Consider the following 23274-nt stretch of genomic DNA (forward strand, 5'->3'; position numbering starts at 1 on the left):
TCCTAGCGGATGCGGCCTACTGCGTGGGCGAGGAACAGATACACCCGGCCGGTTTCGGAGACGAGATGCGTTTGTGCCGTGCGGCCGCTCGTGTCGCGGGCTTCCGCTTCCTTGATGATGCGTTCGAAGTCCGCAAGATAGCGGTAGATCGATTGCGAGAGCTCGTTATCGGTTTTGACGCGGTTGGAGATTTCGTCGAACAGTGCGCGGGCTTCCGGAGCGTAGATGCTGCGCACAAGGACGTTGCGCTGTCCGGCGCGGATACGGTTCCAGATCGCGCCGGCCGTAGCCTGATCGAGCGAGCGTGCAATCATGCCGACGTCAAGGCGGACGGGCGCCTGGGCCGGCGGCGGCTCAGGAGCTGGAGCCGGGGCTTCATCCTCGTGCGAGGCGCGGGCCAGCAGATCACCGAGCGACCAGCCTTCGCGAGATTCCGGTTGTGCGGCAGCCCTGCTGCGGCTCGGCGGGCTTTCCGGGTGTGCGAGCGAGGAGCTCAGCGCGTTCGTCAGGCGTGCCGGAGCGGGATCGGGACGAACGATTTCGCGCGGTGCGTTGGCGCGCTGGGAAATCTGCGTCAGCTGCTCGATGGCGCGCAGCTGATCCTGGAGGGCGCGGCGCATGGATTCTGCCGTTTCGCGCGTGGACGCCGGGAGGCGCGCTGCTTCCTCGCGGATTCGCGCCTGTTCCCGGGCGAGGGTCGCTGCTGCCTCGGCGGCCCGCATGCGCGTTTCGTCCGATGCAGAGGAGAGCCGCGTCGTCAGCGTTTCGAATTCGCGGGAGAGTTCACCCGAAACGTTCTGGAAGCGGTTCCGAAGATCGGCGAGTGCGCGCTCGCCTTGGGCTTCGGTCTCGTGCTTGACGCGGTCGAGTTCCGCCATGAGGGCACGCGAGCGGCTTTCGGCACTGTCGCGCAGCTCTTCGGCGATGGCGCGCGCCTTGAGCTCGATATTCGAGAACGAGCCTTCGAGGTTCGTCGAGTAGCCAGCGATGGTGCGGCCGAATTCGTCGGCCTTGCCGGAGAGACGATCCAGCGTGTGGGAGAGTTCGGCGTGCCGCGATTGCAGCGTCGAGTCGATCTTATGGTTGGCCGAGTCGAGCACGGTCGCCGCTTTGAGAATTTGCTGGCCCTGGTTCTCGAAGCGGTCGGTGACGCCGTGGATTTGCGCGAAGAGGTTTTCGGCAACATCCTGGAGAACGCCTGTCTGCTTGGAGAGCCCGTCGATGGCCTTCATGGTCTGGCGGGTGATGTTCTCGCTGGTGCGGCGGACGGCGTTGATGCCGTTCATCACGGAGTCGTCGAGTTCTGCCGCCTGGTGCGCAATCGTTTCGCGGAACGTGCGCGAATGCAACTCGAGCGCGTTGGTGAGGAGCGATGCCTTTTCGCTGACGGCGTGATCGATCGCCGTCGTCGAGCGCATAATCTGATCGTCGAAAAGCTCGAGACGCTTCTGGAAGGCCTCATCGAGAGAGCGCGTGCGTTCGACAAGTTGCACGTCGAGCGCCTGAGCGCGGTTCGACAGCGTGGTATCGAGGGCGCGCGCATACTCCTCGAACACGGTCTGCAGGTTTTCGGTGCGATTGCCGAGCGTGGTGTCGAGCGTCTGCATGTAGCCGTCGAACGTGACGCGCATCTGCTCTGTGCGGGCGCCGAGCGCGGTCGAGAATGCGGCCGTGTAGTCTTCGAGAACGGACTGCAGCTGCAGCGTGCGGGATCCCACCGCGTTCTCGAAGCGGCCGGTGGCGGTCGCCAGTGAGCCTTCGAGGTTTGCGAGGTTCTCGCCAGCGTTTGAGATGATGCCGCGAAGCGTCAGCTGCTGCTGGGAGAGTTTCTCGATCAGCGTCGGAATTTCGGTGCCGAGCGTCTTCAGCGTTTCTGTGACGTTTGTCGAGGTATCGAGGAGGGCGTGCCGTTCGCCACCCAGTTCGTTGATCAGCTCGCGGATACGGCGTTCGTTGTGCTCGTAGGAGCGCTCGAGTTCGGCGACGTGATTGTGCACGAGTGCTTCCAATTCGCCGGCGCGGCCCAAGGCGCGCGAAACGGCGTCGTTCATGAAGGAGACTTGGCGCCGGACGGCTTGGCCGAGGCTTGCGATCGACTGCTCGGCGGTTCTGTCGGGTTCGGCGAGGCGGATGGCGACCTCGCTCATAGTCGCGGATTTGAGAGCGAGCGAGGCGATGTGCCAGTTCAAGAGCGCCAGCAGCCAGATGATGCCGATCGGCGCGACGATGGCGGTAATGGTGTAGAACGTTGCCGGCTGCAGGAGCAGCGCGGAGAACGCTTCGCCTGCCTGCCACCCTGGCGCGATCGTCAGAGCGCCTACGGTCAATCCGGCAAGCGCCCACACGGCACTGCCGATGGCGGCGAAGCGGAAAACCTTGCTCGAGGGTTTTTGCTCAAGCGCGTAGATCAGACCGCCGATGCTCGGCACGTCGTCGTTAGCGGCGATTTTGCCGCGTACGGGGCCGGCGGGCCGGCGGCGCGCTGTGCGGCGGCTTGGCGGCTCATCGTTTGAAGCTTCATTGCCGGTCTTGAGCTGCGCCGCGGATGAGGGGCGGGGCGTGTCGTCACCGAGCATGGGCGGTGGCGGCGGCAGCGCGAGCGGCATGTCGATCGAGCCCTTCTGAATGGCTGAGGGGCCTGACGGCTGGCTTGATGTCTGGTTCGTTGTGGGCGTCGATGATGGGGTTGCTGTTTGGCTCGCGGCTAGACCTGTCGCTTGGCGCAATCCGTCGGGAGCGCTCAACGTGGGCTCCGCCGATCCCGGCTGCGTTCTGCCGCCGATAGCCATGAGCTTCGCAATCTGATCCTGCGACATGCGCAATGCCCCCCACTTGATCCGGTACGCGACACAAGCCCGTGCGCTTCAGGCCCACCGGAACTCCCACTCGCACCCTATAAGATTTTTACTTGGTTACAAAATGGAAACACATGGGTAACCAAACGGAATGTCTATGCATCCAAATGGTTTAGCGATTTTGGGCCACGCATTGCGGCCGGAATGCGGCCGATCCTGCCGGATGGCGAGCCTGCGGCCTCACGCCAATAGGTTAACTAACCGTTTATGGAGGTGTCTGAAAGACGGCAGCGGACTTTACCCAGAGTTATCGCGGCTTTGCGAGCATGTTGCTTCAAATGCCGGCCATGGCGGCTTGTGGGTGCAGCGATGAGAAGTGCGGTTTCGCGTGGGTGATATGGACAGCTGCCGGGCGCAATCGTTCGATATCGAGGCTCCTGCTGATCAGGAATATTCGAGCGGACAGCCGGTCAATCTCGCGCATCTCAGGCGCTACACACTTGGGGATAAAGCACTGGAAGACGAGGTTCTTCAGCTTTTCCTCACGCAATTGCCCCTGACGTTGGCCGCCTTAGGCTCTGCTGCGACCGAACGCGACTGGAAAATCGCGGCTCATACGTTGAAAGGGGCGAGCCGGGCCGTGGGTGCTTGGCGGATTGCCCGAATGGCGCAGCTCGCAGAAGAACTCGCCGGGAATGAGAGCAAGGCCCGCTCGGAGGTGCTTGCAAAGCTCGACGCCGCTGCCTCGGAGGCAAGCCGGTTCATCCAGCAATCCGAGAAGCTTGGCTGAGCATTGAAGCCACAGCACCGGCGCGTCGCAGGGGGCGCGCTCCCGTGCGGCTTGAAATGCTTGCGGTGTCCCTCTAAGTGTGCCCGCTAACTAATCAATCCCTAACGTTCGCGCGCCGCTGACGAGCGGTATTTCCAGCTTGAGGATTCGTACGCAACCATGACGAAAATAACGTTCATCCAGCCCGACGGCGAAAGTCAGACGGTGGAAGCGGAAAACGGACTGACCGTCATGGAAGCGGCTAAGCTTAACGATATTGCCGGCATCGAGGCTGAGTGCGGTGGCGCCTGCGCCTGCGCCACCTGCCACGTCTATGTCGACGAAGCTTGGCGGGACAAAACGGGCAAGCCCGCCGATATGGAAGAGGACATGCTGGATTTCGCGTTCGATGTCCGCGAAGGCAGCCGGCTCTGCTGCCAGATCAAGATCACGGACGCTCTCGACGGGCTCGTCGTCCGCGTGCCGGCAAAACAGTTCTAGGAACGGACGATCGCGATGATCGAAGACACTGCCGCGGCAGCTAAGACGACTGAAATTTTGGAAGCCGAGGACAACTCCGGGTCGATCGAAACCGATGCCGTCGTGATCGGCGCGGGACCTTGCGGTCTCTTCGCGGTGTTCGAACTGGGTCTGCTCGATATCAAGTCACATGTGATCGATATCCTGGATCGCCCGGGCGGCCAGTGCGCTGAGCTTTATCCCGAAAAGCCGATCTATGATGTTCCTGCGCTTCCCATCGTGACGGGTCAGGAATTGACCGACCGGCTGATGGAGCAGATCAAGCCCTTCAACCCGCAATTTCATTTCAACGAGCGCGTGGACGGCTTGAAGCGCGAAGCCGACGGCCGCTTTCGCCTGACGACGGATGCGGGCACGGAATTTCTCGCTAAGGTCGTCGTCATCGCAGCGGGCGGCGGATCATTCACGCCGAAGCGGCCGCCGCTCAACGGCATCGAGGAATACGAAGGCAAGTCGGTCTTCTACTCGGTGCGCAAGATCGAGACGATGCGGGGCAAGGATATCGTCATCGTCGGCGGCGGCGACAGCGCGCTCGACTGGACGCTCAATCTCGCGCCGGTCGCCAAGAGCCTGACGCTCATCCATCGCCGCGATGAATTCCGCGCGGCGCCGCATTCCGTCGAGAAGATGCGCAAGCTCGTCGAAGAGGAGAGCGTGCGCCTGCTCATCGGTCAGGTGACGGCGCTCGAGGGATCGAACGGGCAGCTGTCGGCGCTGGACGTCAAGACGGCATCTGGCTCCGAGCGCATCCCCTGCACGGCCATGCTGCCGTTCTTCGGGCTGACGATGAAGCTTGGTCCCGTCGCCAACTGGGGCCTCAATCTTCACGAAAACCTTATTCTGGTCGACACTGAGCGCTTCGAGACGAGCGAGCACGGCATCTTCGCGATCGGCGATATCAACTGGTATCCCGGCAAGCTGAAGCTCATTTTGTCGGGCTTCCACGAAGGCGCGCTGATGGCCCAGGCGGCACACAAGATCGTCTATCCGGACAAGAAGCTCTTGTTCCAGTACACGACGTCGTCATCGAGCCTGCAGAAGAAACTCGGCGTGAAGTAACCGCGTCACTCAGACGTGGGCGACGCCGTTTTAGCCCAGCCCTCGCGCATCAAGCGGCGCAGGGGCTGGGGAAGCTTCTTGAGCCACCTCTTGAGACGGCCGCGCAAAAACTCAAGATACACGCGCGTGTAAAGCTCGCCCTTCAGCGTGAGGGGCATTACCCAATCCGTGACGCCATCGGATTTATCGCACCAGTCGAATTTGTAATCGTCTCCGGGCGCCAGCATATCGAGCGCGTCGAAGCCTTCTGCGTACCCATCTTTCAAGCCCTGCTCGAGAAGCAGGACGCCCGCGCCTGATTTCTCGAAGGCCAGATTGAAGACGATCATGTGCATCGCCAAGCGGGCTTTGCAGCCGAAGGAGACTTCGAGCGCTGCGATCTCGCCGTTCGATTTCAAAGCCGAGACAACGCAGCCTACGGGTCTTGTTTTGCCTTCGGCGAAGTCGGCGAAAAGGCCTACCATGCGCCGGTCCGCTATCGCGTTAGAGACGAGCCCCCGCGATTGGAGCCACTTTGCTTTGAGGGCAACGGCTTTGCCCGCAAGCTCACGCGCTTCATCGCCGCCATGGAGGCGGAGGAACTGCATCGGCCCTTTTTCTTCGAGGCGGCGCGCAAGGCGGCGGCGGTTTTTTCGCGTCTTGCTTGCGTAGCGTTGCTCGAACGCCGAAAAGTCTCCCGCTGTCGTCAAATCCATATAGGGCGCGAGCTGACGGTCGGCAGCGGTGGCGCCGATTTCGGTCATCAAAGCGGTTATATTCGCGTCATCACGAACGCGGCGCAGGCGGAGGATATCGGCTCGCGCTTGTGCCCGTATGAACTTGAATGCGGACCGGAGGACCACCGCTTCGTCGGGCCCGGCGTCGATCAGCACGTCACCATATTGGCTGACCGAGCCGCCCATCCAGAAGAGCTGAGTGATGCCGCGTACGCGTTCGCAGACGAGGGGCCAGACCATGATCAGGCGGCCATCGCGGCGTGCCGTGACAATACGAAGTTGCAGTCCGCTTTTGGCTCTGCCGCGCGGTTCGCCATGGGCCGGCTCACGCACATAATGATTGGCCCAATGCCAGCAGAAATTGAACGTTTGGAAGACGTGGTGGGATTTGCCGGCGCGGTCGAAGAGGCCGTTCCACTCAGCTTCGAGAGCGTCGAAGGCTGCGCGTTCGGTGATGAGGTCGAAGTCGCAAACCGTGGGATGGCGCGCTACATGGCAAGAGACGCGCTCGTCCGCGGCCGGTAGCTCAAGAGATGTCAGCGAACGAGCGGCAACAGGCATGTGTCGGTGCGACCTAGGTCAGGCGGGTCCCCCCGCGGCTGCACGATTTTCATAGATGTAGCGAGGAAATGTTAGGTGAGCGTTACGCCGCTTAAATTTGAAGAAAGTCTTAGGCGTGTGCGATTTCGAGAAACCCAAGCGCAGCCAGGAGGATAGCGCTCAACCCGATTGCGAGCTTGCCCCGTTTTGTGGGGGCCGCCACTCCCATGACCAGGGCTGAGGCCAGTACGGCTGCGGGCAGGAGATTGAGGGGAACGAGGGCCGCCGGACCAATCGAACCCCGCGCTCCCGGATATTGCAGTCCTATCCAGATGCTGGCTGCAATAGCGAGCAGCAAAGCACCTACAAGGCGTGGCCAAAGGCCGGTGATAGGCCGCGCCAAGCCAATGATGGCAAGCATCTGTTGCGGCGCGATCAGGAGTAGGAGGCCGGCGACGGCTTTAAGCGCGATCTCGGTCCAAAGGATCTGCTGCACGCGTTCGCTCCGGCCAAGCGTGAGTTAGATCGGCTGCCAGTTCGCCATCGCTACTGGAACATGTCCTGCATGTTCGCGCCTTTGTTGGAGCTGCTCGAGTCGCCGCCGCCCCAGCCGCTGAGCAGTCCACCTTCGTCTTCGGAGGGTTCGGGAGGCGAGGGCGTGTAGTCGCCATTGAGGTGGCGCGCCAGCGCAAGCTTGATGCGGGCCACCTTGAGTGGCGAGCAATAATCCGCGCCCTTTTGAGCAAGCGCCTTCGAGACGCCGTTGAAGGCCGTATCGTAGACCTGCGCGAACTTTACGGCATCGGCCGGATTAGCCGCCGTTTCTGCGGTGATGAATTGGTTCTTAAGTTTTGCGGGATCGAAATTATAACCGCACTTGATGGCGCGCGCGGACGTCGCCGCAACGTCCATCGTTCGTGTCAGCGGGTCGTTCGGCGTGACTTTCGGCTGGGTGCCTAGAAGCGATCCGGTCGTCGGAAGGCTTGGCAAAGACGCGCCGCAACCGCCAAGCGCTGCAGCGGATAAGGCCACGAGAAGGACTTTTAGGCTTTTCATTGGGATGTTTCCCCCCACCCCTGACATTCCAAACCCATTGTCCCCAGACGGGGCCCAAGGTCAACGTTTAGAATCACGTTTGCCACACCTGGAGCCTAATGGTTTGTGAAGCAACTTGACAGCGGCATGGGCATCTTAGGGCTCGAACTGCGTCAGCGTGATGATTTCAGCGCATCAGGCTGCGCATTGCAGCATCGAGGCCATCGAGCGTGAGCGGAAACATGCGGCCCTCGAGAAGCTGGCGGATCATGCCGATCGAGGGGGTCCAATCCCAATGCCGTTCATCGACGGGGTTGAGCCAGACGGCGTGCTTATAGGTATCCGTCACGCGTTTCAGCCAGACGGCGCCCGGCTCCTCATTCATGTGTTCGACGGAGCCGCCTGGGACGGTGATTTCGTAGGGGCTCATCGAAGCATCGCCGATGAAGATCACTTTGTAGTCGGCAGGGTAGGTGTGCAGCACCTGCCAGGTATCGATCCTGTTCGTGTAGCGGCGGGCGTTCTCCTTCCACACGCCTTCGTAGAGACAATTGTGAAAGTAGTAGTATTCGAGATGCTTGAATTCGGAACGAGCCGCCGAGAAGAGGTCTTCAACCTCGCGGATGTGATCGTCCATCGAGCCGCCGATGTCGAAGAACATCAGGAGCTTTACCGCATTGTGCCGCTCCGGGCGAAGGCGAACGTCGAGATAGCCTTTTTCAGCGGTGCCGCGGATTGTACCATCGAGATCGAGTTCGGAGGCAGCGCCGGTGCGGGCGAATTGCCGTAAGCGCCGGAGCGCGACTTTGATCGTGCGTGTACCGATTTCCGCGGTGCCTGCGAGATCCTTGAACTCGCGCTTATCCCAAACCTTGATGGCGCGGCGATGCCGGCTCTCGTGCTGCCCGATGCGGATGCCGGCGGGATTATATCCGTAGGCGCCGTAGGGCGAGGTACCGCCGGTGCCAATCCATTTGTTGCCGCCTTGGTGGCGCTCTTTCTGTTCGGCGAGGCGCTTCTTCAGCTCCTCCATAATCTTGTCCCAGCCGCCGAGGGCCTCGATCTTCTTTTTGTCTTCTTCGGAGAGGTGCAGCGTGCTGATCCGGCGAAGCCATTCCTCGGGAATTTCGGCTTCGATGGCTTCGGGCAGCAGGTCGATGCCTTTGAAAACGTGCGCAAAGATCTGGTCGAAACGGTCGAGATTTCGCTCGTCCTTCACGAGCGTGGCGCGGGCAAGATAGTAGAAGTCCTCGACGCGGCCGCCTGCAACGCCGGCGCCGACGGCTTCGAGCAACGTCAGGTATTCCTTGAGGCTTACCGGCAGTTTGGCTGCGCGGAGCTCGGCAAAAAAGGTCTCAAACATGGCCAAGAGGTAGGCGCTTTCACCGGCGCCGGCAATGCGCCCAAGAGCCCGTGGCGGCCTTGCAAAAAAGCAAAGAAGCCGCCGGATCCGGCGGCTTCCTGCATGTCTGTGATCGTGCGCCGGATCAGTAATTGATCAGACCGCCGAAGGAGAAGTACTGGAAGTCATCGTAGCGGATGCCGGAGTTGTCGTCGTAGTCGAGGTGGCGATACTTGAGCCATACGGACATCGCCGCCGCGTCGATTTCCTGCACAATGCCGCCGCCTGCAACCTCGGTCGTGTCTCTGTTGCGGGGGCTGAAGTCGCCGAGCGGAGCAAAGCCATCGATGCCCGATTCCGCGAAGACGCCGACGCCGTGAGCATGCAGGAACTCGCCGTAGAGAACGGTGTGCCCGAGCGGGGTCCAACGCTGACGGATACCGCCCTTCAAGTACCATGTCTCTTCCTGGCCGGGTCTGCCGGTCAGGTTCGTGTCGTCGTCATAGTCGTTATGACCGTACGCACCGTAGATCCAGAGGCCTGTCGCGATGTGCTCGACGTAGCCGGCAGTCTGGAAGTACTGCTGCGTGTTGTTCAAGACGGTAAAGCCGCTCGCATTGTTGCAGCAGAACTCGTCGGTGCTTTCCGCGTAAGAGGCGACGGCTGCAACCTTGAAGCCGTGCCATTCGCCAGCATAGCGGGTCGTGACGGCCCAGATGTCGTCCTCACCCCACGAGGCCGAAACTGAGAAGCCACCAAAGGTCGGCGAGTCGTAGCGGACGACGTTGCGCGGTACGCCATCGCAGTCGCCCCATGCGCCGCCAAAAGTCTGGCAATAATTGCCGCCCCAATGGAGGGGCGTGAGGTCGCCGCCCTTTTCGCGAATGAAGAAGCTGTTGACGTCGAAGGCCACCCAGTTGGCTGGGATGAGAGAGCCCGAACCGTCAACCAGGATCGCGGAGTTGTCAGCCGCGTCGGACTGTTTGCCGATAGAGACCTTGCCGAGCTGGTCGCTCTTGACGAACCAGAACGACTGCAGGGTGCTGACGCCGTTGATCGTGGCGGGCACCAGAAGCGCATTAGGGCCATCGGGCACGAATTGGTTGGTCGTCAAGCTGTCGGAGCCGATGGCTTCGAGTTGGAGGACATAGCCTGCGTACCAGCCTGGCAGGATCGTCGCCTGGCCGGTGAACTTCACGTGGCTCGCAATGGTCGAGCCAAGGTCGGTGACATAGACGTTCGATTCGCGTCCGTCGTCCCACCACATGACCTGTTGGCCAACCCAGCCGGAGATTGTCAGTGAGACTTTCCGGTTGCCCTTGCGCGCGGTGGTTGCTTCCAGCTCTGCGATGCGTTCCTCTAGGTCTGCGCAGCAATTGCCCCCGAGGTCGGCTGCAGAGGCGCTCGTGGCGAGACCGCCAGCGAGGACGCCTGCAGCGACCAGAGCGCCTACCCTAAATTTCGTCATTCTGCCTTCTCCCGTCTTCAGCACTTCTATCCTGGACGCGGTACTTCGGCGTTCGCCGTAGAGGCCACTCTGGAGCAGCGCGAGGCTGAACACCTGGCAAGTGACTTCGCCGCTTGGACGGGGAGATTAGTGATTCGTACGTGCGCAACAATTGAGCTTCGCACTTCGCATATTTATTCCTACGTGATGCGAGAAAAGCTCATTCAGATTAATTGTCTGTGTGCGCTCTAAAATTGAAATGCAAAATCAGGGGGCTATAAAATGGGGTGACGACTAGGTGGCAACACTTCATTGTTGCTCAGCGGCCACTTCCACGAATTCGTGCGACACGCAAAAAGGCCGCCCAAATTGGGCGGCCTTTCGTATTTCCGGAATGGTCTCGGATCAGAAGTTGATCAGAGCGCCCATGCCAACGTACTGGAAGCTGTCGGTCGGGATGCCGCCGGTTTCGAAGTCACGCAGGTCGGCATCGATGTGACGATACTTGACCCAGAGCGACATTGCAGCAGCGTCGATTTCCTGGACAACGCCGAGGCCCCACATGCTGATGTGGCTCTCGCCGGTGAAGGTTGTAACGGGGACGCCGCCGTCGTCAATGAACCCAGCTACCAAGCCGTTGTTCTCAGCACGCTCGTACTCGCCGTAGAGGACGGTGTGGCCCAGCGGATTCCAACGCTGACGGATACCGCCCTTTACGTAGAACGTTTCGTTTGCATCAACGCCCGAGTCATCGATGTCCAGGTGGCCATAGGCACCGTAGGCGAAGAGACCGGTCGGGATGTGCTCAGCGTACAAGCCAACCTGCAGGTACTGGCTGCCAAAGGGCTGAACCATGTTGGGCGAGTTACGGTTGAACTCGGAGCTCTCGCTATATGCGACAGCGCCCGACACCTTGAAGTCAGCCCATTCGCCAGCGTAACGAGCTGCGACGTCCCAGAAATCGTCTTCACCCCAAGAAGCCGAAACCGAGAAGCCACCAAACGTCGGTGAGTCGTAACGGACGCTGTTCGTGGGCAGACCGTTGCAGTCGCCCCAGACGCAGCCGCCAGCAGCACCCAGTGTCACGTCGGTGAATGCTCCGCCCGACGTACGGACGAAGAAGCTGTTGACGTCGAACGACACCCAGTTGGCAGGAACGAGCGAACCCGAACCGTCGACCAGGATTGCCGTGTTGTCCGAAGCCTGCGACTGCTTACCGACCGAGACCTTACCCAGCTGGTCGCTCTTCAAGAACCAGAACGACTGAAGCGTACCAACGCCGTTGGTGCCACCAGTCAGAACCGAAGGACCATCGGGTGTGAACTGGTTCGTCGTCAAGCTGTCAGAGCCGACGGCTTCGAGGTGAAGAACATAACCAGCCGTCCAGCCCGGAAGGATGGTCGCCTGACCCGTGAACTTCACGTGGCTGGCGAGCGTGGTGCCGAGATCGTGCACATAGACGTTTGACTCGGTGCCGTCATCCCACCAGGTGACCTGCTGGCCGACCCAGCCAGAGATCGTGAGGGAGACCTTGCGGTTGCCCTTACGAGCCGTCGTTGCTTCGAGTTCTGCAATCCGCTCCTCGAGGTCTGCGCAGCAGTTACCCCCCAGATCGGCTGCAGAGGCGCTGCCGGCCGACAGACTGCCTGCAACCAGGCCTGCCGCCATAAGCGCACTCAGACTATATTTGTTCATGAATAGCTCCCGTCTGCTTCGACTTGAGGAATGAGGACGGAACGGTCTGTTCAGCCCAACACTCTTCTTCAGTGGTGCTTCTTTTTTAACCGTCCTCAAACCCGTCTTCTGCGGTCACGGGCTTCCCCCCGAATTACCGCTCAGGCCCAATGTATAGGCAGATCCGTTTCGGGCGGGAAATAGGGTTTAGAGTTGTGGACAGTTGAATCGCCGCGGGTTGTGACAGAATGGCAACGAGAGCTGATGTTGCCACACGGAGGCCACTGGGCGGCCGAATTGCGGACGAACTAATTTTGAAGGCATTTCGAGTGGTTGCAATTTTCAATCGCTGCAACGTGTGCGTTGAGCACAAGGATTATACGATTTGCGACCTTATTATATGGAGCCTCCATAGCGGGGTGCTTTGGATAGGCCAAGAGCATTTCAATAATGATTTTTGAGTGTGTGCTGTTTGCATCACCGATTCGATGCTGATTCGGGTTCTGCTCGCCACTGGATATTGCGTTAGTGCGCTATTGTTTAACAGGAAAAACTGGTTTCGGTATTACGCGTCGGGCGCCATTATGGGTCCGGTGATGTTGAGTGTGTCGAGTCCTAAATCGATGACGGGAAAGTCACAGGGCGCGCTGGTGCACGTGGAAAATCTGCCACAATCGTCCCATACCGATTTCACACCGGCCGCCCGCTGCGCTCGTGATAGAGCGTGGGGCGAAACGTTTGCACCGCAAGAGTTGGCTGACATCGGAAATGACAGGTAATTTGGTTGATCGCCGCAAACTGCTCGAGAAGGCGGTGGCGGGAAGTTTTGCGCTTGGACTCGCGAAATTGGCCCTGGCCGCCACCGAGGCCCACGCTCAAGGGGAGGCCGCGGCGCCACAGGCGACCCCGCAGGGCATGTCCTTTGGGCCGACGACTCTGAAGGCGGAAGCCAAGCGCTTGGCGGATCAGCCGTTCGCGAAGCCCGCCATGGACGCGCTGCCGCCGCCGTTCAACAAGCTAACCTACGATCAATACAGGGATATTCGCTTCCGGTCCGAGAAGGCGATCTGGAAGGGTGACCACGTCGACTTCCAGGTCCAGCCGTTCGCCATGGGCTGGCTGTACGACGTTCCCGTCGATCTTTGGATCGTGGAGAACGGCAAGGCCACGCGACTCGTCGCGGACGGCAATCTGTTTTCCTTCGGTCCGCTCATCGGCCCGGGTCCCGATTCGGCGCCTTTTGGATTCTCCGGCTTTCGAATCCACGGACCGATCAACCGTGCGGATGCCTTCGACGAGTACACAGTCTTCCAGGGCGCGAGTTTTCTGCGCGCGGTTGGGCGCGGTCAGGGCTACGGCACGTCGGCGCGCGGTCTTGCTCTCAACACTGCTCAGCCATCCGGCGAAGAATTTCCGTTTTTCCGGAGTTTTTGGATCGAGCGGCCGAAAACGATTGCAACCGAGATCATTGTCCACGCGTTGCTCGACAGCCCGTCGACGACAGGCGCCTACCGGTTTGCGATTTCGCCTGGAGAGACGACGGTGATGGACGTCGAAGCGACATTATATCCGCGAACGACGCTCACGCATGTCGGTATCGGCCCTTTGACGAGCATGTACTTCCATGGACAGGCGAGCCAACGACGAATCGATGATGCCCGTCCGGCTGTGCACGACAGCGAAGGCCTGGCCATGATCAATGGCAGCGGCGAACGTCTCTGGCGGCCGCTCAACAATCCCAAGACGCTACAACTCAGCGCCTTCACGGACCGGGATCCGCAAGGGTTCGGCCTTTGGCAACGCGACCGTTCCTTCCGCAACTATGAAGACCTCGAGAGCCGGTATGAGCGGCGGCCCTCCGTGTGGGTTCAGCCTGAAAGCGGGTGGGGCGACGGCTTTGTCGAACTCATCGAGATTCCGATCGAGGATGAGATCCACGACAACATCGCCGCCTATTGGAAGCCGGCAAATGGGCTGGCTGCAGGCGGTCCGCATGTCTTCAATTACAAGATCTACTGGGGCCCCGATGTGCCTCCATCCTGGTCCGGCGCCCGCGTCCTCAAGACGCGGATCGGACGCGGAAAAAAGCAGGGGAACGTCATCTTCGTCATCGATTTGACAGGACCTACTGTCAAAGATGCCAAAGACTTGCCTGCCGTCGACCTGTCGGCGAGTGCGGGCAAGGTCTCCAATGTATCCGTTCAGCGAAATCTCGAAATTTCAGGTGTTCGAGTGACGTTCGAATTGGCACCCGGCGACAGCCAACTGGTTGAGCTGCGGGCTGTGTTGAAAGCAGGCGATCAGGCGGTTTCGGAGACTTGGCTCTATAGATGGACGAAGCCGTAAGCGAGAATTTCGTACACGGGGTGCGGGGGGACGCATCTCCCGATTCCAATACTCATCGCGATGCGGGTCCGTGGCGGCATTTGCCGGCTGCGGCTCCGCTCGACATGCCCGTTCAGGATTTCGCAACGCCGGTAGCGGCGGTCGCGGATCCGGACCGGGCCGGGTATTGGGTGCCACGGACGGCGATCTTCGCGGGCGCTGCCGTTCTGACCGGCGCTTTCGCGCATGAGCTTTTTACGATCCTGTCGTTCGTCGTCATCACGCCAGTACAGTTTCTCTTTCTTATCCTGTCGACGATCGCGTTCGGATGGATCGCGATCGGTAGCCTCAGCGCGGCTCTCGGGTTCCTGCCGCTCTTTACCGGGGAGCGGCCGGACAGCATTCCGCCGCCACCGCCGACGTCGCCTTTGACTTCGCGCACGGCCTTGCTGTTTCCGGTCTATCACGAGGACCCGACACGAATTGCCGGCGCCGTCGAGGCGATGATGCGTGAGCTCGATGAACTCGGCCGCAGCCGCTACTTCGATGTGTTCCTGCTTTCCGATACCCGCGGCGATAACGACGGCGACAAAGAAGCCGCTGTCTACCGGGCACTCAGCGAACAATTGCGCGGGATCGCTCCGGTCTATTACCGGCGGCGACTGAAGAACACCGGGCGCAAGGCCGGCAATATCTCCGACTGGGTCGAGCGGTTCGGCGCTGCTTATGAGTCCTTCATTATTCTCGACGGCGACAGCGTCATGTCGGGCGGGACGCTCGTTTCGCTAGCTGCCGCCATGGAGGCCGACGAGAAGGCTGGGCTGATCCAGACGGTGCCGAGGCTCGTCGGCGGCGAGACGTTGCTACAACGCTTGCAGCAGTTCGCTTCCAATACCTACGGGCCGGCCGTCGCCGCCGGTCTTGCATTCTGGCATCGCGACCAAGGCAACTATTGGGGCCACAACGCCATCATCCGCACGGCGGCTTTCGCCGAAGCGGCGGGTCTGCCCGAGCTTCCGGGCCGGAAGCCTTTCGGCGGCCATATCATGAGCCACGACTTTGTGGAGGCGGTTCTTCTCCAGCGGGCCGGCTACGGCGTGCACATGATGCCGTCGCTGCAAGGTTCCTACGAAGGCATGCCACCCAACATTATAGATGTCGTGGCGCGCGACCGCCGCTGGGCGCAGGGCAACCTGCAGCATCTGGCCATCGTCTCGCAGCCCGGATTGACGCCGATGGGCCGGCTGCATCTGGGCATGGGCGCGGCGTCCTATCTGATCTCAGGCATCTGGGCGCTGTCGCTCATCGTGGGCGTCGTGCTGGCGCTGCAGGGTCAGCAGATGATTCCGAGCTACTTCAGGGATGACAAGACGCTGTTCCCGATCTGGCCGACGATTGATCCCGGCGCGGCGCTCCGGCTCTTCATGGCGACCATGGTCGTGGTGCTGCTGCCGAAGGCGCTCGGGCTCGTGCTTGCCTGGCAGCAAGCGTGGAAGGAACGTAATGTGTTCGTGGCCATCCGCGTTTTTGTGGGTGTGCTGATCGAAACCGTCTATTCGATGCTCATCGCGCCCATCTTCATGGTGACGCAGACGGTCGGTGCCGCCGAAATTCTGGCGGGGCGCGATTCCGGCTGGAAGGCCCAGAAGCGCGGAGACGGAGCCCTGACGTTCGACGACGCGATGTGGTTCGCGCGCTGGCACACGGCAATCGGCGGCATCGCCGGTGCGATCGCCTGGACGGTGTCGCCCGCATTGCTCGCGTGGATGTCGCCCGTCATCGGCGGGCTGGTGCTCGCGGGTCCGGTGAGCTGGCTGACGTCGTTGAGGGCTGGGCCGCTCGAGCGGTGGGCGCTGGCGACGAACGAGGACCGGAAGCCGCCGCCCGTGCTGGTCGATGCGGGGCATCGCTCCAACGACTGGGCACGAAAGAGCGCCACGCCCGGCGGCTTGGCACGGCAGCCCGACGCCGCGGCGGCCTAGGGGCTCATTCGGCTACGGTTACACCCCGGCTTTTTCGGAGCCGCGCAACGAGCGGAAAAGCTCGTTGAAGATTTCGCGTACGCGCAGAGGCTCGGCATCGAGATAGGGAAGCGGGCGGATGACTTCGACCGCGACGACGCCGAGGCGGGAGGTCAACGCGCCATTGAAGGCGCCTTCTCCAAGACGGCGTGACAGTCGCCTCAGGACGTCCTGGCCGACGAATTGACCGAGCAGGTCGTCCGTCATGGCAATGCCGCCGGTCGCGATGATGTGGCCGACAACGAGCCGGGCAAGGCGAAGCGCTCCGAGCACGCCGGGCCTGCCACCGTAGAGCGCGGCGATGGCGCGGAACATGCGGACGTTCTCGACCAGAACGAAACCCATGGCGATCCACATCATCGGGGAGATCGCCGTGACGGTCGCCACGCGCTTTGCGGATTTGAGGATGACGCGCCGGCTTTCGCCATCGACCGGACGGAGCAATTCGCGATCGGCGAGGCGGAGAAGGTCGCCTTTTTCGAGCACGTCGCCGGTGTGATCCTTCACGCGCGCCAAGCCCCAGGCGAGGTCGGGCCGCCCGCGAAAGTGCGATAGGAGAGCCGAAACGGCCTTCCGTTCGCTCTGAACATTCGGCTTGGCAATCGCGTCGCGGACGAGCGTGCGCAACCTCGCCAGCCGAGCCAAGCGCCGGAAGCCTAAGAGCTCGCGCAGCACGATGCCGAGCAGTGCCAGGGCGATGATCGTCATCAGCCCGAAGGCGACCCAGCCGACCCAGTCCTGCCGCTCCAGCGCGACCGAGACGAAACGGGTGAACCAAAGTCCCGCCGCCAGCGAGGCGAGCGCGGCCATGGCGGAGAACAGAATGCCGCCGAAGCGGAAGCCACGATTGATGTCGCCGACCGTTAGGCGCTGCGATGCGGGCAGCGCCGTTCGTCTCGAAGTCACGGCTCCGGCGCCGGGCACGGCCTCTTCGAGTTCGGGCTCGTCGGCGATGTCGTCGAGCTTGAATATGCGCGGCTTTCTGGGCGGCTGATCGTTCTCGAATGTCATGCGAGATAATCCGAAATCAGGAAATCGAGCGCGCGGTCCAATCTGATATGCGGAAACGCTGCCGGTTTGCCATCGGGAAGCGTGTCGAGGAGCTTCGGCGGCGCAAACCGCACGAGTTCCAGAGAGGCCGCCTTGGCGTGGCGGGCGGCGTCGAGCGCGGCTGCGGGATCGGCGGGAAGGTCGCCGGGAAAGATCGCGGCCTCGGTCGCCCCGTCGAACGTTACATTGCCGATCTTCTCGCCTTTAATCGGCGTGCCGCGCAGGCAGGGGAGGATTTCGCCGCTGTGTTTGACTGTGGCTTCGCGTGTCGCGCGCAGCGCTGACAAAGCCAACGAATGGACGCCCGCGCCTTCGGTCTCGGCGCGCTTGGCGGCGTCGTCGACGATCTCTTTCAGCAAAGCCTCCAGGCGATCGTGGCTCGAGGCCGGTAGATGGTCGGCCTTGGTGGCAGCGAACAGGACGCGGTCGATCTTGCGGCTCAAGAACACGGATAGCCAGGAGTTGGCTCCGGGCCGGAAGGCCGACAGGATGTCGGTCATCGCGCGGTCGAGATCGCCCATGGCTTCGGCGCCGCGATGAAGGGCAGTCAGCACGTCCACGAGCACGATCTGGCGATCGAGGCGGGCGAAGTGGTCGTTGAAGAACGGTTTGACGACGGACTGCTTATAGCTTTCAAACCGCCGTGCCATCATGGCGGCGAGCGATCCGCGCGGCAGGCGCGCCTCTGATGCGAGCGGCATTGGAAAGAACGTGAGCAGCGGCGAGCCTTCCAAGTCTCCGGGAAGCAGAAAGCGGCCCGGAGCGAGCGTCGATTGCGCGCCGCTATCGCGCGTTGCGCGGAGATAGTCCGTGAAGAGCTTGGCGCCCGTCATGGCGATATGCTCATCCTCGGCAGCTGCCGGATCGGTGCCGGCGAGAAAGGCGAAGAAGGGTTTGGCGAATTCGGCACGCGAGGGCGCGCTCGCGAGCTTCAGCGCCTCGTTCGAGAAGGCGCGATAGTCCTGTTCGAGAAGCGGTAAATCGATCAGCCATTCGCCCGGGTAATCGACGATGTCCAAGTGAAGCTTGGAAAGCCCGATGGCGCGCTTCAGCAGATAGGCCGAGCGATATTCGATGGTGACGCGCAGCTGCGATATGCGCTTGGTGCTCTCGGGCCAGACGGGCGGCGCCGACAGAAGGTCGGCGAGGTGCGCCTCGTAGTCGAACCGGGGAATGCTGTCGTCAGGCTGCGGCTCGAGATAGGCGCGGATGATGCGGCGCTCGGCGTCGGGGGCGAAAAACGGCAGGCGGCCTCCAGCGACGAGATTGCGGACGAGGGCGGTGATGAAGACGGTCTTGCCCGCGCGCGACAGGCCGGTCACGCCCAATCGCACCGACGGCGTCAGGTAATCGGCGAAGCGCGCCTGAGCATCTTTGAGAAGATCGGAGTAGGAGGTGTCTGCCAAGTGATGCCGCGCATGAGGCCAGAGAATAAAGGGGGCAATCGAAGCCCCCTCTAAGTGGCGTAACTTGCGCGTCTCGACAAGGCGGCTTCGTAAAGCGCCGCTTGGCGGGTGCGCCTTATCCGTAAAAGACCACGGCGACGCCTGCTGCCAGCACCACGACCGCCATTAACATGATGGCGCTCGAACGAACGAACTCGGCCACGGCCTCTTCTCCCTTTGCCCGGTCCAATGATGGGTGATGGAACCATCTATAGGCTCAAGCCTTGAATAGGCCGTGAAGCGCGGGTTCATACGCCGTTCATCCGCCGCGCGATGATCTGACCGGCCGGGGAGACGCGTGGATGCCCGAAGGGCTTTTAAGCGTCGTGTGCTTTCTTGACTTCGAAGACTTCCATGATGCGGCAGCCGCGATGCGGACCGTCGACCACGAAGGTCCATTTGCCCTCCGTGAAGGTGTCGCACATCTTCACCCCCTTCACGAGGATCCAGTGCCCTTCTTTGCCCTTGTGAATCGCCAGGATGTAGTAGGCCCAGGCGTTGCGCGGCTTCTGCATCCACGTCCAGAACGTCGGGCGCTCTTTGCGCGCCCGGTGCATGAAGCTTTCCTTGAGCTCCATGCGAAAGCCGAAGTAGGCGAGCGCGGCTTCGACTTCGTCGGCGTAGGTGCCGCGCACGACGGGCTTGCGATGGGGAGGCAACTCGCGTCCTTCACGGATCACGTCCTCGATCTTGGCGATGCCGTAGCCCGTGATGGCGGAGAGGACGTAAGGTCCGCAGAATGCGACCCGTCCGGTGTCATTCTTGGCCGCGTCGAGCGACGACGCGGGCCAGCCCGAAGATAATCGATCGGTCATGGAAAGGCCCTATACAAGTTAGGACGGGATGCTCGTTCGATACGGTTAAGCAAAGGTTAACGCCTGTAAGGAGCTCCACAGCTGATGGCAGAACGCGTGAACGTTTCGTTCTTTCAGGAATTGATGGCGACCGTCGCCGAGCAAGGTCGTGCGCTGCTGCCGAAGGCGCTCTTTCGCGAGGCCGGCGGCGAGTCCATCGAGGTTTTGTCGCGCGCGCTGATGTCGGGACGCGGCGAAGCGTCGGGCGTTGCCATTGCGCGGCAGCTTCTCAATCAGCTGAGGAAGGCTTCGAGCGAGGAACGCCTTCAGTTTTTCCGCTTCCTCGCGGAAGATTTACAACCCGATCCGGCTGTCGTTGCGGACGCTGCGCGCAGCTATCTCGAGCATCCTTCCGAGAAGACGCTGACGCGACTGCAGAAGGCCTCCTACAGCCCTCGGCTCGAATTCTTCCGCCGCTTGAACCTTGCGGCCGGCGCGACAGCGGAGATCGTGGCGCTGCGAGGCGACCTTCTTCGCCACATCAAGTCGGATGAAGCGCTCGCCGCCGTCGATGCCGATCTCGAGCGGCTTTTGACGTCGTGGTTCAATCGCGGCTTCCTCGTGCTCCGGCGCATCGACTGGCAGACGCCGGCGGCCATTCTGGAAAAGATCATCGAATATGAAGCGGTGCATGAAATCCGCGGGTGGGACGACCTCAGGCGGCGGCTCGACCCCAAGGACCGGCGTTGCTTTGCCTTCTTCCATCCCGCGCTCGTCGACGAGCCGTTGATCTTCGTCGAAGTGGCGTTGATGCGCGAGATGCCCGATGCCATCGCGACCGTGCTCGACGGACATCGCTCGGACGAGGACGATGCGCCGCCCACGACGGCCGTCTTCTATTCGATCTCCAACTGCCAGGAAGGTCTCAAAGGCATTTCGTTCGGCAACTTCCTCTTGAAGCAGGTGGTCGAGGATCTGGCCCGGGACGTATCGAGCCTCAGGACCTTCGTGACCCTCTCGCCCGTGCCGAGCTTCGCGCGCTGGGTGGACCGGACGCTCGCCAACGGCAGCGACGTACCGATTTCGCCCGCAGACCGCCAGGCGCTGTCGCGGCTTCGCGATCCGCGCTGGGTCGAGGATGCGATGAAGGACACCCCGGAGGCCGAGGAGATCAAATCCGCTCTGATGGGCCTGGCTGCGCATTACTTTCTCGTCGCCCGGTCAAGCGACGCGCGGCCGGTCGATCAGGTGGCCCGCTTCCATCTGGGCAACGGCGCCCGTCTCGAGCGGTTGAACTGGCTCGCGGACACTTCCGAGAAGGGCCTGCGCGAGGCGCATGGATTGATGGTCAATTACCGCTACGATCTCACCGAGATCGAGCGCAACCACGAGGCATACGCCGATGACGGGACCGTTGTGGCCTCCCGATCGGTCCGTGCACATCTGAAGCCGGCGCCGAAGCCGAAGGGCCTCGCAGTGCCGGATCTGCTGGCGCTTCCGGGCACAGCCAAGACCAAAAAGGCGCGCTCCGACGAGCCCAAAACGTAGCGGGAGGGGCGCCGCGGCCAGTTTGCAGGGTGCTGCTTGTAAAGGTTCGACACGCGTGCAGTATGCGGATCGGTGTTGCGGCCCATGCGTTATCTTGGGCCGCCCCCGAACCGTACTGCTTCGCCATTTGCAGAGGCTGACATGCGCTACGATCAGAACGACCGTGAAAGCAGCAACGTCGAGGATCGTCGCGGGCAAGGGCCGGGCGGTTTTCCATTCCCGCGCGGGGGCATGCAGATCCCGATTGGGGGGCGGGGCGGTTTCAGTCTGACGTCATTGCTGATCATCGGCGCGGTGATGCTGCTCTTCGGGATCAACCCGCTTGAAGTTCTGCTTGGCCCGAACAGTCAGATCAGCATGCCGGACATGCCGCATTCGGAACGGCCATCCCGTGGGCCGTCCGACATTCCCGGGCTTCCGGGTTCGCGGCAAAGCCAATCGCCGGGAAGCGATGACGAAGCCATCTTCGTTAAGCGCGTGCTCGCCGATACGGAGGACGTGTGGAATTCCGTCTTCAAAAGCTTCGGGCGGGCGTACCGGGATCCGCCACTCGTGCTCTATTCCGGCATTACGCGGACGGCGTGCGGCGCAGGCCAAGCGGCCATGGGTCCCTTCTATTGCCCGCTCGATCAAAAGGTCTACATCGACCTCGTCTTCTATGATCAGTTGAAGCGCAAGTTCAATGTTAGCGGAGACTTCGCGCAGGCCTACGTCATTGCGCACGAGGTCGGCCATCATGTGCAAAAGCAACTTGGCATTCTCGACAAGGTGCAGGCACTCAAGGAGCGTTCCTATGATGAGGCGACCGCCAATCAGATTCAGGTGCGTGCCGAACTCCAGGCTGACTGCCTTGCGGGCGTCTGGGCCAATCTCAACGATCAGATGAAGAACCGCCTGCAGCCGGGCGATGTCGAAGAAGCGCTAAATGCCGCGACGCAGATCGGCGACGACATGATTCAGCGCAGAATGACGGGGCGGGTCATTCCGGATGCGTTCACGCATGGTACGGCGGCCCAGCGCGTGCGGTGGTTCAAGACCGGATTGGAATCGGGCCGGATGGAAGTCTGCGATACCTTCAATACCGCGAGCCCCTAGGCGGCGAGCTTGAAGCGGCTCAAGGGACGGGCTGCATCCCGTCCCTTGACGTTCAGCTCTTAAAGAGCTGCCCCCTTGAAGTCGCTGATCTTGCAGCTCACCGATTGCGCGGCGAGTTCCTTGCAGATCTTCTTCGCCTCAGTTTTCGATTTGATCGGGCCCGCGATCAAACCGTAGTTCGGATTGGCCGCCGTTCCGAGATCGGCGTACTGCGCGGTCAGCGAGCCGAGCGTATCGCCGTGGAGCTGGGCCAATGCGCTCCAGGTAATGCGAAGAGCGTCGACCGATCTATCGGTGGCGAGCTGAATACCGACCGGCTTTGGCTCGGCCTTCACGACGGCAGGACCGAAGCTGATGGCTTCCTCGCTGGCAGCCTTGTTGCTCTTGTTGACGCTGCCCGTCACGATCTCACCGACCTTCGGCGCGGCCGGGGCGGCGTTGATGACCTTCGTGGGGGGGGGCGTGTCGTGAGCCTCTTCTTCAGCGTGCTGCTGAGGTGCGCCCGAGAAGTCCGGCACATCCGGCGTGGGCGGTGGCACGGGTTCGGCGAGCGCCGACGTTTGCATCGGCGGAGCCTGCATCTTCTCGTCGAGGGCGGCGAGCTTTGAACTCAGCTGGTCCGTGTGCGCCGCCTGTGCGCTGACGTCAGCCTTGACGCTGTCGACGTCGAGCTGAAGTTTGCTCAGCGATGATTTCAAGTCTTCGACATCCGCCGCCACCCGCATCACCTGTGCTTCGCTGCCGCCTGCGAGCCGGCCACCGGAGAAGTCCGGGAGCAAGTGCGGCGCGAAGAACGCCACGCACAGGTAACCAAGGCCGGCGCCGCCAAGCGTGAACCATAAGGCTGCATAGGGCGTGGCGCCGCTGGCTCTGCGGATCGGTTTGTCGCTTGCAGTCTTGGTCATTGATCTGTCGCCCTACTGGAGGGAATTGGCCGGACCGACCATTTCCCCGAATCGTTTTCACCCTATCGTCAACGTTGGGTCGGGCGCGGGCTTGCCGCAATGGCAGTGGGGCCGTTCGCTGCTAGAAGCTGTGGACGAAGGCAGAGATGTTGCAAACGGCCTATCCATCGGGAA

The 23274-nt window shown here is 61.7% G+C and carries 18 protein-coding genes; 7 read left to right on the forward strand and 11 right to left on the reverse strand.

Features of this window, described 5'->3' with window-relative positions:
* Window positions 1-2: 2 nt before the first annotated feature.
* Entirely contained in the window at window positions 3-2816 is a 2814-nt protein-coding gene (locus VFG26_RS01555) for a hypothetical protein (RefSeq protein ID WP_325021499.1), read from the reverse strand.
* Between the two features lie 376 nt (window positions 2817-3192).
* On the opposite strand from VFG26_RS01555, the gene VFG26_RS01560 reads away from it, so the two are divergent.
* The 3 genes from VFG26_RS01560 (at window position 3193) to VFG26_RS01570 (ending at window position 5163) form a co-directional block, all read left to right on the forward strand.
* On the forward strand, window positions 3193-3585 hold the full coding sequence (locus VFG26_RS01560) for an Hpt domain-containing protein (RefSeq protein WP_325022006.1): 393 nt from the start codon (window positions 3193-3195) through the stop codon (window positions 3583-3585).
* A 159-nt stretch (window positions 3586-3744) separates the two neighbouring features.
* Complete coding sequence (locus VFG26_RS01565; protein ID WP_325021501.1) at window positions 3745-4065, forward strand: 2Fe-2S iron-sulfur cluster-binding protein; 321 nt, start codon at window positions 3745-3747, stop codon at window positions 4063-4065.
* A gap of 15 nt (window positions 4066-4080) precedes the next feature.
* Complete coding sequence (locus VFG26_RS01570; protein WP_325021502.1) at window positions 4081-5163, forward strand: NAD(P)/FAD-dependent oxidoreductase; 1083 nt, start codon at window positions 4081-4083, stop codon at window positions 5161-5163.
* 5 nt (window positions 5164-5168) lie between these two features.
* Here VFG26_RS01570 and VFG26_RS01575 read toward each other — a convergent pair whose 3' ends face one another.
* From VFG26_RS01575 to VFG26_RS01600, 6 genes are all read right to left on the reverse strand, one after another.
* The gene (locus VFG26_RS01575) at window positions 5169-6440 is read right to left on the reverse strand and encodes a GNAT family N-acetyltransferase (RefSeq protein ID WP_325021504.1); all 1272 of its coding nucleotides are present in this window, start codon (window positions 6438-6440) and stop codon (window positions 5169-5171) included.
* Window positions 6441-6549: 109 nt separating this feature from the next.
* Entirely contained in the window at window positions 6550-6915 is a 366-nt protein-coding gene (locus VFG26_RS01580) for an ABC transporter permease (RefSeq protein ID WP_325021506.1), read from the reverse strand.
* A 50-nt stretch (window positions 6916-6965) separates the two neighbouring features.
* Window positions 6966-7475, reverse strand: coding sequence for a hypothetical protein (locus tag VFG26_RS01585; protein ID WP_325021508.1), 510 nt, complete (start codon window positions 7473-7475; stop codon window positions 6966-6968).
* A 166-nt stretch (window positions 7476-7641) separates the two neighbouring features.
* Window positions 7642-8817 carry a VWA domain-containing protein gene (locus VFG26_RS01590; protein WP_325021510.1) on the reverse strand — a complete coding sequence of 392 codons (1176 nt, stop codon included), beginning with the start codon at window positions 8815-8817 and terminating at the stop codon, window positions 7642-7644.
* A 124-nt stretch (window positions 8818-8941) separates the two neighbouring features.
* A complete protein-coding gene (locus VFG26_RS01595) occupies window positions 8942-10264 on the reverse strand; it encodes a porin (protein WP_325021512.1) in 1323 nt (440 codons plus the stop codon).
* A 384-nt stretch (window positions 10265-10648) separates the two neighbouring features.
* Window positions 10649-11938 (reverse strand): porin, encoded by a 1290-nt coding sequence (locus VFG26_RS01600; protein ID WP_325021514.1) that lies wholly within the window; start codon window positions 11936-11938, stop codon window positions 10649-10651.
* A 747-nt stretch (window positions 11939-12685) separates the two neighbouring features.
* Between VFG26_RS01600 and VFG26_RS01605 the strand changes: the two genes are divergently transcribed.
* Window positions 12686-14263: a glucan biosynthesis protein G gene (locus tag VFG26_RS01605; RefSeq protein ID WP_325021516.1), complete on the forward strand. Its 1578-nt coding sequence runs from the start codon at window positions 12686-12688 to the stop codon at window positions 14261-14263.
* The gene (gene mdoH / locus VFG26_RS01610; protein WP_325021518.1) at window positions 14248-16224 is read left to right on the forward strand and encodes a glucans biosynthesis glucosyltransferase MdoH; all 1977 of its coding nucleotides are present in this window, start codon (window positions 14248-14250) and stop codon (window positions 16222-16224) included. The genes VFG26_RS01605 and mdoH overlap by 16 nt, the downstream gene beginning before the upstream one ends.
* An 18-nt stretch (window positions 16225-16242) precedes the next feature.
* Here mdoH and VFG26_RS01615 read toward each other — a convergent pair whose 3' ends face one another.
* From VFG26_RS01615 to VFG26_RS01625, 3 genes are all read right to left on the reverse strand, one after another.
* The gene (locus VFG26_RS01615; protein WP_325021520.1) at window positions 16243-17274 is read right to left on the reverse strand and encodes a TIGR01620 family protein; all 1032 of its coding nucleotides are present in this window, start codon (window positions 17272-17274) and stop codon (window positions 16243-16245) included.
* Window positions 17271-18719, reverse strand: a complete 1449-nt coding sequence (locus VFG26_RS01620) for a YcjX family protein (protein WP_325021522.1) — start codon at window positions 18717-18719, stop codon at window positions 17271-17273. The genes VFG26_RS01615 and VFG26_RS01620 overlap by 4 nt, the downstream gene beginning before the upstream one ends.
* A gap of 356 nt (window positions 18720-19075) precedes the next feature.
* Window positions 19076-19573, reverse strand: coding sequence for a hypothetical protein (locus VFG26_RS01625; protein ID WP_325021524.1), 498 nt, complete (start codon window positions 19571-19573; stop codon window positions 19076-19078).
* 84 nt (window positions 19574-19657) lie between these two features.
* Between VFG26_RS01625 and VFG26_RS01630 the strand changes: the two genes are divergently transcribed.
* Both VFG26_RS01630 and ypfJ read left to right on the forward strand, forming a co-directional pair.
* Window positions 19658-21100: a malonyl-CoA decarboxylase gene (locus VFG26_RS01630; RefSeq protein ID WP_325021525.1), complete on the forward strand. Its 1443-nt coding sequence runs from the start codon at window positions 19658-19660 to the stop codon at window positions 21098-21100.
* A gap of 141 nt (window positions 21101-21241) precedes the next feature.
* Window positions 21242-22195, forward strand: a complete 954-nt coding sequence (gene ypfJ, locus VFG26_RS01635; RefSeq protein WP_325021527.1) for a KPN_02809 family neutral zinc metallopeptidase — start codon at window positions 21242-21244, stop codon at window positions 22193-22195.
* Window positions 22196-22254: 59 nt separating this feature from the next.
* Here the strand turns inward: ypfJ and VFG26_RS01640 are convergent, their stop codons facing one another.
* On the reverse strand, window positions 22255-23100 hold the full coding sequence (locus tag VFG26_RS01640) for an SPOR domain-containing protein (RefSeq protein ID WP_325021529.1): 846 nt from the start codon (window positions 23098-23100) through the stop codon (window positions 22255-22257).
* Between the last annotated feature and the right edge of the window lie 174 nt (window positions 23101-23274).

Source organism: Hyphomicrobium sp., assembly GCF_035687085.1.
GTDB lineage: Bacteria > Pseudomonadota > Alphaproteobacteria > Rhizobiales > Hyphomicrobiaceae > Hyphomicrobium_B.

Bases quoted from the DNA above. Each gene is read 5' to 3' on its own strand.
- VFG26_RS01555 (WP_325021499.1), bottom strand. From the start codon at position 2,816: ATGTCGCAGGATCAGATTGCGAAGCTCATGGCTATCGGCGGCAGAACG.
- VFG26_RS01560 (WP_325022006.1), top strand. From the start codon at position 3,193: ATGGACAGCTGCCGGGCGCAATCGTTCGATATCGAGGCTCCTGCTGAT.
- VFG26_RS01565 (WP_325021501.1), top strand. From the start codon at position 3,745: ATGACGAAAATAACGTTCATCCAGCCCGACGGCGAAAGTCAGACGGTG.
- VFG26_RS01570 (WP_325021502.1), top strand. From the start codon at position 4,081: ATGATCGAAGACACTGCCGCGGCAGCTAAGACGACTGAAATTTTGGAA.
- VFG26_RS01575 (WP_325021504.1), bottom strand. From the start codon at position 6,440: ATGCCTGTTGCCGCTCGTTCGCTGACATCTCTTGAGCTACCGGCCGCG.
- VFG26_RS01585 (WP_325021508.1), bottom strand. From the start codon at position 7,475: ATGAAAAGCCTAAAAGTCCTTCTCGTGGCCTTATCCGCTGCAGCGCTT.
- VFG26_RS01590 (WP_325021510.1), bottom strand. From the start codon at position 8,817: ATGTTTGAGACCTTTTTTGCCGAGCTCCGCGCAGCCAAACTGCCGGTA.
- VFG26_RS01595 (WP_325021512.1), bottom strand. From the start codon at position 10,264: ATGACGAAATTTAGGGTAGGCGCTCTGGTCGCTGCAGGCGTCCTCGCT.
- VFG26_RS01600 (WP_325021514.1), bottom strand. From the start codon at position 11,938: ATGAACAAATATAGTCTGAGTGCGCTTATGGCGGCAGGCCTGGTTGCA.
- VFG26_RS01605 (WP_325021516.1), top strand. From the start codon at position 12,686: ATGACAGGTAATTTGGTTGATCGCCGCAAACTGCTCGAGAAGGCGGTG.
- mdoH (WP_325021518.1), top strand. From the start codon at position 14,248: ATGGACGAAGCCGTAAGCGAGAATTTCGTACACGGGGTGCGGGGGGAC.
- VFG26_RS01615 (WP_325021520.1), bottom strand. From the start codon at position 17,274: ATGACATTCGAGAACGATCAGCCGCCCAGAAAGCCGCGCATATTCAAG.
- VFG26_RS01625 (WP_325021524.1), bottom strand. From the start codon at position 19,573: ATGACCGATCGATTATCTTCGGGCTGGCCCGCGTCGTCGCTCGACGCG.
- VFG26_RS01630 (WP_325021525.1), top strand. From the start codon at position 19,658: ATGGCAGAACGCGTGAACGTTTCGTTCTTTCAGGAATTGATGGCGACC.
- ypfJ (WP_325021527.1), top strand. From the start codon at position 21,242: ATGCGCTACGATCAGAACGACCGTGAAAGCAGCAACGTCGAGGATCGT.
- VFG26_RS01640 (WP_325021529.1), bottom strand. From the start codon at position 23,100: ATGACCAAGACTGCAAGCGACAAACCGATCCGCAGAGCCAGCGGCGCC.